Consider the following 12335-nt stretch of genomic DNA (forward strand, 5'->3'; position numbering starts at 1 on the left):
CTATGAATCTCAGGTTTTTTATGAATGATATTTGCTGGTAATTGAATTACTGGCGTTTTGTTATTTCTTTAAAATTATAGAAAAAACGATCTAAAAGTCTTAGATCTTCAGTAATAATGCTGGCTTCTCCTGGCATCTCTTGCGTGAAGAGCAGTTTTTTATCGTACGAAGTGATCAAATCTTTATGAACACTGGCATCTATTAAATAGTTTCCTTCTTCGTCGGGAACTTGAGAGATTTTAATCACATTGCCTTGTAGCATCCCATATTCAGCATCTGGATAATTAAATAGCTTAATATTTATCTTTTGACCTATTCTAATTTTACCTGCATTTTGAGGAGGTGTACTTAGTTTTGCTATATACGGAATATCATCTGTAGGAATAATGGTGAATACTAAATCATTTTGTCTAATATTCTGATTTGCTTTCCAATATTTCATAAGAGTTACTCTTCCATCAATATCTGCAGTTAATGTATACTGTAACTCCCATGATCGGATACTTTTTTGTAAATTATTATAGGCTTGTACTACATTTTTATACATAAGCATCTCTTCTTTTTCTTTGCTTATTTTTGTGCCTATAGATGTTTTTTTGCCATTACTTATAGATGTTTTTGTTTGAGATATAGTATTAGTAAAAGTTTGCATTTCTCTTTCTGCTCTATAATAATCTAATTGATCATTCTCGTATTCCTGAGAAGAAATGACTCCTTTTTCATACAGTAGTTTTTTTCGCGAAAGCTCATTTTTTTTAAGAGTAAGTTCTTGTTGTTTTAATTTTTGCTGTCCGTGTAAATTGAGTAATTGTGTTTTTGATTCTGAAAGAGAAGTTTCATTTGCTATTACTTCATAAGAATAGGGTTGGAGTTTTTTGTTTAAGTGATAGAGTATATATTGATTTTCAAAAGTTGTAAATGCAGTTTCTACGTCACCTAGAAATAGGATTGGTATTTCATTTATTGGGAATTGTATGTTATTATCAGTAAAGGTGATTGTGTCTAGTATTGCCTTAAGTGTATAGACATCTTCATAGTTGGCAGTATTTTCTATGATGCCTAATAATTGCCCTTCTGTAACGTTATCATTATCTTTTATAAGTAAGGCTTCTAATTTACCTCTAGTCTGTGCATAAATCCTCTGAGGAGGAATCTCAGTTGTTAATATGGCTTTAGCATTCACAACGTCTGGATATGAAATAAACCAACTTAATATTAATAGCATGATAATAAGTAATAAGAAAATACCACTGCCCCAGCGTATCATCCAATTTGGAACTTTGGTGAGAATAGCTTGCACTTCTTCATTTCTAAGCTTGATATTTTCAATAGGGTCGCTCATTATTTTCCTAGTTCTAATTGATTTTTTACGAGATGGTAATAATCTCCTTTTTTTTCTATCAAGGATTCATGATCTCCAATTTCTGTAATGTGTCCTTTATCTAAAACAATGATTTGATCAGCTCTTTTTACGGTACTTAATCGATGGGCAACGATAAGGACAGTTCTGTCTTTAAAAAAAGCTTCTAAGTTCTTTATAATAACCCTTTCGTTATTTGCATCAAGTGCACTTGTTGCTTCATCAAAGAAAATAAATTCTGGATCTTTATACACTGCTCTAGCGATTAGTAGACGTTGTTTTTGGCCAGTGCTTATACCTACACCTTCATTACCTATTTTTGTATTATAGGATAAAGGAAGGTTTTCTATAAAGTCTTTTATGTTTGCAATCTCTACAGCTTTAATGAGTTTACTTTTGTCTATAAAGTCTTCACCTACTGCAATATTATTTGCAATGGTATCATTAAAAATATAACCTTCTTGCATAACAACACCACAACGACTTCTCCATGTACTGGGTGCTATATTTTTTAAGTCTACATTACCTGTTTTTATAAGCCCTTCTTGTTGTTCGTAAAATTTAAGTAATAGTTTGATTAAGGTTGTTTTTCCACTACCACTTGTCCCTACAATTGCTGTTACTTTATTTTCTGGAATATAGATGTCTAAATTTTCTAATACATTTTCAGATGTACCTATGTATCTAAAAGAAACGCCAGTAAGTTCAAAGTTGGCAGGATATGTTATATTATTAACCTGCCCTTTTGTCTCTGTTTCTTCCTCTTCTTTATTATGAATTTCAGAGAGACGATCTAAAGCAATTTTTGCATCTTGAATCTCTCTTACAAATGAGATAAGTTGACTAATAGGAGAGTTAAGCTGTCCAACGATATATGAAATAGCGAGCATGACTCCAATCGTAATTTTTCCATCTATAACTAGTGTGGCTGATAGGACAGTAATTAAAATATTCTTAAGCTCATTTATAAAACTAGAACCTACATTTTGGTATTGTTCTAGTACCAAGCCTTCAATGGATAGTTTAAACAAACGTGCTTGCATAAATTCCCATCCCCAACGCTTTTGTTTTTCTGCGTTGTGTAATTTAATCTCTTGCATTCCATTAATAAGTTCTATAACCTTGCTTTGCTCTTGACTCACTTGAGAAAACTGTTTGTAATCTAGATCAGCTCGTCTTTTAAGAAACAATGTGATCCATATAAAGTATAAAACACTCCCTGTGATAAAAACAGTAAATATTTGTAAGTTGTAGTAAGCAAGTACAATACTGAATACAAAAAGATTTAGAATAGAAAATAATACATTTAATGATGAGGTTGTAAGAATACGTTCTATTCGGCTATGATCACTTATACGTTGTAGGATATCTCCAGTCATCCTAACATCAAAAAAAGCAATGGGTAGCTTCATCAGTTTAATAAAAAAGTCAGAAATCAATGAGATATTTATTCGTGTACTAAGATGTAGTAATATCCAACTTCGGACTATTTCAATAGCTGTTCTTCCTAAAAAAAGTGCTAATTGGGCAAAGAGAATTAAATAGATAAAATGAATATCTAAATTCTTAATACCTATGTCGACAATACTTTGTGTAAGAAACGGAAAAATGAATTGAAGTATACTAGCGCCTACCAATCCAAGGATAAGTTGCCAGAGAAAAGATTTATAACGTACTAGGTATCTTAAGATAAATGAGATTCCTATTTTCTTTTGTTGTTGATCTTCATATTCATTTTCAAAAAGCCTAGGTGTGAGTTCTATGAGTAATGCAATACCTTCTTCTGCATCTTCTGGAACATTAAGCCCTAACCAAGATTTTAAAAAATCTTGTTTATTATATTTTAATAAACCATGTGCGGGATCTGATATATAAAATGTGTTTTTTTTGATTTTATATAATACCACATAGTGGTTTTTATTCCAGTGGAGAATACAAGGTAAAGGTGCATCCCTTAGGTCTTCTAATGTTATTTTTACACCAAGAGTTCTGAAACCTATCCTTTCTGCAGCTTCGCTCATGCCTATTAAGTGACTTCCCGCTCTGGTTGTTTCACTAAGAGTTCTTAATTTTTGAATAGGGATAACCTTATCATAATGCTTTGCTATGATTTTTAAACAGGTAGGACCGCAGTCCTTAAAATCTGCTTGCTTATAAAAAGGGAATTGTTTCACTCTGTTTTATGCTTTTATGAGTTGGTTTAATCCATAATGTGCTATAGCTTTTTGTTTAAGAGGATTTTCACTCCACTCTTCCCAAGTATTTGTGGTAGGGCTGTATCCACATTTTAAAGGCTTCGAATATATATCTGAAGGATCTTCTACATACGCTCTACAATCTGTGCACACATGTCTAAATTCACAGGCACTACAAACATTTATCTGATCCTTTGTGATATTTCCTAAAACTTTAAATTTCTCATTATGTACGACCTCATCTAGTGTATGCTTAGAGCAATGACCATAATGATTTCTCATAGAAGGACAATTTTTTATAAACCCGTCTTTGTCTATAGATATCTTACGATTAAGACACGTATTATGGAATTGAGATTCCATAAATACATCTTTGTTTGGATTAAAATATTTTTTGGAAACAATACCGCAACATTGTTCACTTGCTAGTACCTCTTCGGTAAAATGAATCGTAGATAACCCTTTGATAACTTCTATATCATTTACATAAGGAGCACTATGAATAATAATAGTTGCAATCTTTGTATGTTCAAATAATAAGGTATTTAACACTTGCGGAGTCAGAAGTTCAGAAAAGGAAGTGTATATCTCTACAGATTCTATACTCATATCTTTTACAGCTGTAACAAGATGTGTAATCTCATCAATAGTTAATGTAGTATAAGATCTGATTTGTAGAGCTTGACAACGTAAAGCATCTAGTTGTTTAATGATGTCATTATAATACGTTGTGGTTGCACTATATGTTGCAATGTCAATGATGGCATTTGATATGATATGTGGTGATTTCCACTGTTTTTTTAAGGGAGGAAAATGTTCTTTAATCGCTTCATCTGTTAAAAAAATGTATTCATCTTGTAATAAGAAATCCAGATAAGATTCAAGAATATCTTTATTGTCTTCACCATACATAGTAAAAATACTATTCAGATTGTGGTGTTGCGCATGTTCAAGAAATGTGACCATATCATTTGGTATGAGTTCAAATGTTCCTCTTTGAGTGTCAGAAATTAATGCTCTATTCTCCCCTTTAGTAATGCAACAGGAAGCAAAAAGGCATGCGTATTTTGATTGGTTATTTTCGTTTATTTGAAACATCTGGAAATTGATTTAGAATATTTAGAATCTACAGGGAAATTTTCTGTGTCATATTTTTTTAATGAGATCATTTTTAAATGTCCCATTTCTTCTAAGAGCGCTTTCTTAATACTAAACTCTGATAAGAAAAATATAGCCTCAAAGAGTTCTGGCTCCTCTTTCATTTTTAGTTTAAATGTATCTATGATTTTCTTTTCTTCTTCGTCTTCCATGATTATAAGTGTTTTGCTATTTCGAGATCCAAATAATAGTTACAAGGCACAGAGACCATATCATACTGTCCTATAGGATTAATTTCTAAAAAAATATACGCTCCTTCCTCAGAATAAATAAGATCTAATGATGCACTTTTTAATGTGTATTCTGCTAGGAGTTTTCTTAATTTACTCTCAATGTTCATAGGAAGGTTATACGGAACTACACGATTTGGTTTTTGAAAATTATAGTTTCTAAAATCTACTTTTGTCTGATCATCACTTTGAGAAAAGATAGCCATAGAATAAAACCTATCAACTAAGAAGAATGTGCGTATTTCAAATTGCTTTTTGATGAGTTTTTGAAAAATACTGATATGAAATTTTTCAGGCAATTGTCCAACATTGTCTTGTGTAATTAGTTTTGTAGTGACATCAATAAAGCATTCTCCTTTTATATTGGGTTCTATATTATTTACAGCTTTTGTGATCACATCTCCATGGATCTGTATAAACTTAGAAACCCCTTCCCTTGTGTTTGTTAAAGTCGTTTCTGGCACCGCAATATCTAATGCTCTACAACTCTTAAGGACCTTTACTTTATTTATGTTTGAAGAATTCAAAAAAGTATTTAGAGCATTACCCTGTAATTGACTTTCTATAAGCTCTACAATGTCTTTTTCTGCCTCTTTGGTAAAATATTTAAGATAATGATATAACCAGCGTTGCTTTATATTACCTAAAACTCCTCGTTGTGTAGAAGCCCAAGCACCACGTCTATACCAATAACTTTGTATATCCTTTGTATTAAAAGTAATAGCATCTGCGGTGATAGAAATATCATCTTCATCAGTTGTAATATTGTCTATTGGAGTCGTGTCATTGATACGCAAATACGGCTTTTCTAAATGGAGTAACCATTTTATAACTTGTGTAGTAGAGTAATCCTGTGCGTTTGATTTAATTAAGATCATAATTAATGTTTTAAAAAGAAAGGAGTAATACTATATTACTCCTTCCCGAAATGGGTATTACATTCCAACTACTTCATACTCTTCATGTGGTACTTGGTCATAATCATACCTTGTATCTGTCCATGAATCCGTCATAGGCGGATGTGGAGGACAGTTAGTTTGAGCAGATCTGTACGTAGTGTATGCAGATGTAGATCCATCAGCATTACTAGTTGCTCCTACAAAATGTCCAGGATTTTTAAGCTCCTTAGACTTGAATTTGCTGTTTTCTAAACTTTCAAGTTTTCTCATAATTCTTGATTTTAAAAGTGATTGCCTACTCTATTAAAGGCTTTTCAGCGATCGCCTGTTAGTATAGTCATACACTGATATGACGTCTTGTATCAGTATATCGGTTTGATGCATCTAACCAATGTATAGTATCCGTTTTGAATTTTCATTACCCATATTGCTGTGTATAATGTAATTACGCTTTCGCGAAAGCGTATAAAGCCTCATTCAATAAAGAATCAAGAGGGGCTAATTTTATATCTGAAAATGTTAAGTTTTACGATCGCTTTCAGGTTTCTTTTTTATCTTCGCACTCCTAATAATTAGGATAGAAGATGAATGAGCTTTCTTGCCAGTCGGTCGGGAAGCACAAAATCAAAAACATCATGAGTTTAGAAACAGCAATAATGACTGCGCTAAAAGAAGCGATGAAGGCAAAAGATCAAAATGCCTTAACCTCTTTACGAGCTGTAAAATCGGCAATATTACTAGCACAGACAGAAAGCGGTGCCAAAGAAGAATTAACAGAAGAACAAGAACTTAAATTACTTCAAAAGCTAGTAAAACAACGTAAAGATAGCGCTGCGATTTTTATAGAACAAAATCGTACAGACCTTGCAGAACCTGAGTTGGCTCAAGTAGAAGTGATTGCACAATTCCTTCCAGAGCAAATGAGTGAAGATGCAATTGCTACAATTGTAGATGCAGTTATTGCAGCGACAGGAGCAGAAGGTATGAAAGATATGGGGAAAGTGATGGGCCAAGTAAACGGAAAAGTAGCTGGAAAAGCAGATGGCGGTACTGTTGCAAAAATTGTAAAAAGTAAGTTAGCATAATAGTATAGTATACTCTTGGTCTAGGCAAAGAGTATATAATGGCCTCGTAGTTCAACTGGATAGAATATCAGATTTCGGCTCTGAGGGTTGGGGGTTCGAATCCCTTCGAGGTCACGAATGAAAAGAAAGCCACTAAAAAAATAATCAAGCTCGCTTGGAATTATTTTTTTAGTGGTTTTCTTTTATCAAAGCGGCGCTTTGAGGAATCACCGAAGGTAATCCCTTTGAGATTACAACTTCGGATAATTGTATATTAGATAACAATTCTCCGCTTTCTTTTGTAACTCTTCAATATTAAAATTACAGCATCTATGCAACAAGACCCGTTATGAGTGGTATACGATGCCTGTTTTTTGCAACCTATAATGGATAATCTTAAAACAACAAAACAAACGAAGTATCTTCAAACGCAATAGAGTGAACTTTTAATGAACCTCCGTGTAAGTGCATTATTTGCTTTGATAGACTTAAGCCAATACCAGTTCCAGTATCTTTTGTCGTAAAAAAAGGAACGAAAATCTCTTCCATAATGTCTGATGGAATTCCTGGACCATTATCGCTAATTTGAATATACTTTTTGTCGAAATTGGTTATGCCTGCAATAAGCCTTATAGTACTATCTTCCTGACCGTTCAATGATTGAATTGCGTTTTTGACAAGGTTTATCAAAATTTGCGAAATTTGTTTCTCGTCGATGAACAATTCAAGATCTACTGGTGTGACAACTTGTTCGAGTTTAATGTCATCTCTTTGATTTTCTTGATTCATTAACACAATGACCTTATCTAAAAGTTTTTGTACAGAGACTATACCCTTATCGGGTATTGGAAGACTTAGAAAACTTCTATATGACTGAACAAACTCCATTAAATTAACACCTTGCTCCTTAATAACCTCCAAGCCCTTGACTGTATTATTTATATGATTTTTATTAAATTCAACAGTTGGTTCGTCACCTGTTACTTGGAAATATTTTAGAATTGATTCTGAAATCGATGTTATAGGCGTAATTGTATTCATGATTTCATGAGTGAGTACGCGAATCAATTTTACCCAAGAATCAGTTTCTTTTTTATCAAGTTCATTGTGAATATCATGAATAACAACCAGTAACAACGATTGATTTTCTATCGTAATAGGCATACACTTTAAACTTAACTCTCGTTTACCTCTCTCATTTCCTAATTTGAAAATGGTGTTTTCAAAAGGTTTTAAATCTTTAAAAAGGTCATAAAGGTCATGATCGACCAAGTTGAGTTGCTTCACGTGATTCAAAGGGCGATAGTTCAAAAGATTCTGTACAGTAGGGTTGGCGTATAAAATATGCCCTTTCTGATTTATGGTAAAAATTCCAATGTCAGCTTGTCTAAGAATTTCCTGATAATATTGTTCTTGCGCTTGTTTCTTTACATAAATATCCTGAATCATCGAGTTGAGCATATTCAAGCTATGATTTGGCTCTTCCAACGAATTAACACTTAGTTTTTCAGGAAAGCGCAGTGTAAAATCCTCATTTTTTATGGCATCAAAGAAATAGACAACCTTCCTATTAGTCTGATTTATAAAGTATATTAATGAAGAGATTTGAGGGACAAGTAGTATAACAGCGATGCCCATTGCTATATACTGCTTTTCAAAAAAGAAATATACCGCAGCAATTGCAGATAAAGTTATAAATATAGTACGAAGTACCATTTGTAAATAAAAGTTCCTATTTACCATTTTTCAGAGTTCAAATTCAAAGGCCACAAGTTAAGGCTCTAGGAATATTAATTTTTCCAACCACCAACTGTCATTTACCTGTTTTCTTCAGTTTATTGTAAAGTGTTTGTCTTGATATTCCTAATTGTTCGGCTGCTGCACTGTAGTTTCCGTCGTTTTGAACCAGCGCACTGTTGATCATTAAAAGTTCCATTTCTACCAAAGTATTTGGTCCGTTTTCAGTTTGGGTAGCATTCCTAACTTCCAAAAGAAAGTCAGCTGGCTTGAGAACATTCCCTTCTGAAAGAATCACAGCTCGTTCCATGGTATGTAAAAGCTCTCTTACGTTACCAGGCCATGGATAACTCATCAGTGTTTCTTGAGCAGTCTGATTTATTTGCAACCCTAGTTTGCCATATTTAGAAGCGAATTTTTTTAAGTAAAAATCAGCTAAGACCAATATATCTTTTTCCCGTTCTCTTAATGGAGGTACTTCTACTCGAATTGTATTGATCCGATATAGAAGGTCTTCTCTAAAAAGTCCATCAATAACCATTTGGTCCAAATTACAATTGGTTGCAAATATTAGACGAATATCTACAGGAATGGGCTTGTTCGAACCTACACGAACTATAACCTTATTTTGAATTGCAGATAATAATTTTCCTTGTGTTTGCAAAGAGAGATTTCCTATTTCATCCAGAAAAAGGGTCCCTCCATTGGCAGCTTCAAATTTACCCGCCCGGTCTTCTTTTGCATCAGTAAATGACCCTTTAGTGTGTCCGAAAAGTTCACTCTCAAATAAGGATTCAGAAATCGAACCCATATCCACAGAAATAAAAACTTCATTCCTCAAGTTAGATTTTTCATGAAGTTCTCTTGCTATCAATTCTTTACCAGTTCCATTTTCGCCAGTGACCAGAACGTTTACATTAGTTTTTGCAACTTTATCTACTAAATTTAACACCGAAGTTAATGCCTTCGAATTACCAATTATATAGTTTTTGTTTTGATTGATGACTTGCTTTAGATGATCTTCTTTCTGTTTAAGCTTATTTATTTCCTTACGAGATTTACGCAATTCATAGGCCGACTTTACTGTAGCTAATAGCTTATCGTTATTCCATGGCTTCAAAACAAAATCGGTAGCTCCTTCTTTTAGAGCTTTAACTGCAAGATCAACCGCACCATATGCAGTCATCATAATTACAGAAGTTTGGGGTGCTTTTTTACAAATCTCGCGGAGCCAAAAAAGACCTTCATTTCCAGTATTGACCCCAGCAGAAAAATTCATATCCAATAAAACGATATCGCATTCTTTTAGTTCTGAGTAAGAAGAAATTTGATTTGGATTTGAAAATGTATTTACACTACTATACTCAAATTGCAAGAGTATTTCGAGCGCACTTAATACACTTTTATTATCATCTATCACTAAGATTTTTGCATCAAACATAATCAGTATTTCTATTAATAAGACGGTTAAAACTACAATTTGAAATGCAATAGTCCGTTAAGTTTTGATTTAAGCAATTAGAAATCAACAAAATAGATATAAAAAATCAATAATTAAAAATAAATTAAATTATTGATTTTAAGTATGTTAATAATAATTTTAAGATAATTATTAAATGTGATCTTCAAAGAGAAATCCAGTTATAAAGATCACACAAAAAGAATACTTAACAAAATGGAAGGGGTTAAAAAATAGAAATATGATTTTATACTTGAAACCTTAGGATTATTTCTTAGTATCAAAGACAGACTTTCTCTATGTTATATATTAATAACTATCCAAAATTTTTGAGCTAAGACCGTTATGTTTCAAAAATAAAGATTATAATACATTGAAAAACAGTATATTGCGTTTTGTAATTTTAGAAGCAAACATAAAATTATCTAAAAAGAGGTTTTCTTTAGTATACGCTTTCGCGAAAGCGTAAAACTCATGACTTTAAATGTATAAGAAATGCAGCATTGGTAATTTAGAGAGCTTTCGGATGCTAGTGATAGATATTAAAACAATATACCTCAACCAGATACTACTCAATAGAATTTTTAAAGTGTTCACCCTTAAATCGGATTTAGCTAAAAATAAAGAAGTTATTGTATTATGAGGGAAAACGGCTTAAAATGTTAGTGAACTATTGAAATGTATACTTTTATAAAAATGTCCAAAAATTAGACAATATCTGTAAAATTATTTTACAGTATTTTCCAAATTGATAAAAAATAATATATGTAAAACGTTGATTTTCAGTATAATTAGATTCTTGGCACATCTATAGTATACCCATTGCAATATCAATATGAATATGAACATAAAAATTAAAATAGTTGTTTTGCTTTACTTTCTTGTTACTGTAACTGGCAGTGCACAGGAAAAATGGACTTTGGACGAATGCGTGGCCTATGCCTTAGCCCATAATTTACAGCTGAATGATTTTAAATACACGGAACAAGCTGGCAAAGAAACATATAGACAATCGATACGCAGTTTATTGCCAATTATCAGTGGTGAATCATCATACACGATTAATTTTGGAAGAAGTACAGATCCTTTTACAAACGATGTAGTTACTACAGATTTTTTTCAGAACCCATATTCTTTACAGTCATCCATTGATATTTTTCAAGGGTTTCAAAAAATCAACTCGATAAAAGCTTCTAAACTTTTATATAAAGCGACTGAGCAAGAAACTTTGCAACAAAAATACCTGTTAGCATTTCGAGTTATGCAGGCGTTTAATAACGTTCAATTTTTCGAAGGATCAGTGTCCATTTCAAAAGAACAATTGACTGTCTCGAAATCAAATTATGATTTGGTGCAAAAGCAAATCGAGCTAGGCTTGATGGCTGGTGCAGATCTTTACGAGGCCGAATCGTTATTGTTAGTTGACAAATTAAATGTTACACAAAGTGAAAATGGCCTCAGGGCTGCAAAGTTATTATTAATTCAAGAAATGAATCTTGAAAACTTCTCAGATATAGAGATTCAATCTGTAATCTTGAAAAAGTCAGAAACAATAGACCAAGATGGTATTCATTCGGATTCTGTGTATTCAAAAGCAAGGAATTTTTTGCCAATTATGAAAGCACAAGAACTAAGAGCGAAAGCTGCCAAAAAACAAATTGCAGTCGCTCGCGGAGGATTATATCCTTCATTAACTGCATTTGCAGCTGTTAGTACTGGTTATTTTGAGACAACTATTGATTCTTTGGGTAGTACGTTGCCTTTTAGCGAACAGTTTAGAGATAACACTTCACAGTTTATAGGGGTGAGTCTTAGCATACCCATAAGTAATGGTTGGTCTACGAGATCGAGCATAAAACAGGCAAAAATTAATCATATGCGAGAAGAGAATAACATAAAAGTACAAGAACAAGTACTTTTTCAAGAAATACAACAATTAGTACAAGATTATAACTCTCTTTTGGTAGAGCTCGAACAAAGTGCTCAGGCTGTTGAAGCACAGCGTTTGGCTTTTACCATTGCCCAAAAACGCTATGAAAAAGGACTCATTAATGCGATTGAGCTTTTTACTGCTAAAAATCTATTTGCAAATGCGCAGAATGGGGACCTACAAGTTCGTTTACGATCAGAAGTAAATAAAGGCACTTTAGATTTTTATAAAGGCCTACATGTTTTTAATATTAACTAGATAGAATAAAAAAAATTCATTCTTAATTTTGTTTGAAAAGGATAG

The 12335-nt window shown here is 32.7% G+C and carries 10 protein-coding genes and 1 tRNA gene; 3 read left to right on the forward strand and 8 right to left on the reverse strand.

Features of this window, described 5'->3' with window-relative positions; translation table 11 throughout:
• Positions 1–46 precede the first annotated feature (46 nt).
• Genes ABJD27_RS15150 through ABJD27_RS15175 form a run of 6 tightly spaced genes read right to left on the reverse strand, consistent with a single transcriptional unit; the run spans position 47 to position 6112 of the window.
• Positions 47–1342, reverse strand: a complete 1296-nt coding sequence (locus ABJD27_RS15150) for an HlyD family efflux transporter periplasmic adaptor subunit (protein ID WP_348168004.1) — start codon at positions 1340–1342, stop codon at positions 47–49.
• Positions 1342–3534 (reverse strand): peptidase domain-containing ABC transporter, encoded by a 2193-nt coding sequence (locus ABJD27_RS15155; RefSeq protein ID WP_348168006.1) that lies wholly within the window; start codon positions 3532–3534, stop codon positions 1342–1344. The genes ABJD27_RS15150 and ABJD27_RS15155 overlap by 1 nt, the downstream gene beginning before the upstream one ends.
• A gap of 6 nt (positions 3535–3540) precedes the next feature.
• On the reverse strand, positions 3541–4653 hold the full coding sequence (gwsS, locus tag ABJD27_RS15160) for a grasp-with-spasm system SPASM domain peptide maturase (protein WP_348168009.1): 1113 nt from the start codon (positions 4651–4653) through the stop codon (positions 3541–3543).
• Positions 4641–4865, reverse strand: a complete 225-nt coding sequence (locus tag ABJD27_RS15165; RefSeq protein WP_348168012.1) for a hypothetical protein — start codon at positions 4863–4865, stop codon at positions 4641–4643. Before ABJD27_RS15165 ends, gwsS begins: the two co-directional genes overlap by 13 nt.
• Before the next feature lie 2 nt (positions 4866–4867).
• Entirely contained in the window at positions 4868–5821 is a 954-nt protein-coding gene (gene gwsG, locus ABJD27_RS15170; protein WP_348168015.1) for a grasp-with-spasm system ATP-grasp peptide maturase, read from the reverse strand.
• A gap of 57 nt (positions 5822–5878) precedes the next feature.
• Positions 5879–6112, reverse strand: a complete 234-nt coding sequence (locus tag ABJD27_RS15175) for a hypothetical protein (protein ID WP_348168018.1) — start codon at positions 6110–6112, stop codon at positions 5879–5881.
• Between the two features lie 365 nt (positions 6113–6477).
• Between ABJD27_RS15175 and ABJD27_RS15180 the strand changes: the two genes are divergently transcribed.
• Entirely contained in the window at positions 6478–6927 is a 450-nt protein-coding gene (locus tag ABJD27_RS15180; RefSeq protein WP_348168021.1) for a GatB/YqeY domain-containing protein, read from the forward strand.
• A 40-nt stretch (positions 6928–6967) separates the two neighbouring features.
• Positions 6968–7041, forward strand: a tRNA-Arg gene (locus tag ABJD27_RS15185).
• 261 nt (positions 7042–7302) lie between these two features.
• Here the strand turns inward: ABJD27_RS15185 and ABJD27_RS15190 are convergent.
• Positions 7303–8622, reverse strand: a complete 1320-nt coding sequence (locus ABJD27_RS15190; RefSeq protein ID WP_348168024.1) for an ATP-binding protein — start codon at positions 8620–8622, stop codon at positions 7303–7305.
• 97 nt (positions 8623–8719) lie between these two features.
• A complete protein-coding gene (locus ABJD27_RS15195) occupies positions 8720–10084 on the reverse strand; it encodes a sigma-54 dependent transcriptional regulator (protein WP_348168027.1) in 1365 nt (454 codons plus the stop codon).
• Between the two features lie 859 nt (positions 10085–10943).
• Between ABJD27_RS15195 and ABJD27_RS15200 the strand changes: the two genes are divergently transcribed.
• On the forward strand, positions 10944–12290 hold the full coding sequence (locus tag ABJD27_RS15200) for a TolC family protein (RefSeq protein ID WP_348168030.1): 1347 nt from the start codon (positions 10944–10946) through the stop codon (positions 12288–12290).
• Positions 12291–12335: the final 45 nt, after the last annotated feature.

The sequence above is a fragment of the Dokdonia sp. genome (assembly GCF_039945015.1).
Classification (GTDB): Bacteria; Bacteroidota; Bacteroidia; order Flavobacteriales; family Flavobacteriaceae; genus Dokdonia.

Coding starts and splice junctions, on each gene's coding strand:
- ABJD27_RS15180 (WP_348168021.1), top strand. CDS start 6,478: ATGAGTTTAGAAACAGCAATAATGACTGCGCTAAAAGAAGCGATGAAG.
- ABJD27_RS15165 (WP_348168012.1), bottom strand. CDS start 4,865: ATGGAAGACGAAGAAGAAAAGAAAATCATAGATACATTTAAACTAAAA.
- gwsG (WP_348168015.1), bottom strand. CDS start 5,821: ATGATCTTAATTAAATCAAACGCACAGGATTACTCTACTACACAAGTT.
- gwsS (WP_348168009.1), bottom strand. CDS start 4,653: ATGTTTCAAATAAACGAAAATAACCAATCAAAATACGCATGCCTTTTT.
- ABJD27_RS15200 (WP_348168030.1), top strand. CDS start 10,944: ATGAACATAAAAATTAAAATAGTTGTTTTGCTTTACTTTCTTGTTACT.
- ABJD27_RS15150 (WP_348168004.1), bottom strand. CDS start 1,342: ATGAGCGACCCTATTGAAAATATCAAGCTTAGAAATGAAGAAGTGCAA.
- ABJD27_RS15195 (WP_348168027.1), bottom strand. CDS start 10,084: ATGTTTGATGCAAAAATCTTAGTGATAGATGATAATAAAAGTGTATTA.
- ABJD27_RS15190 (WP_348168024.1), bottom strand. CDS start 8,622: ATGGTACTTCGTACTATATTTATAACTTTATCTGCAATTGCTGCGGTA.
- ABJD27_RS15175 (WP_348168018.1), bottom strand. CDS start 6,112: ATGAGAAAACTTGAAAGTTTAGAAAACAGCAAATTCAAGTCTAAGGAG.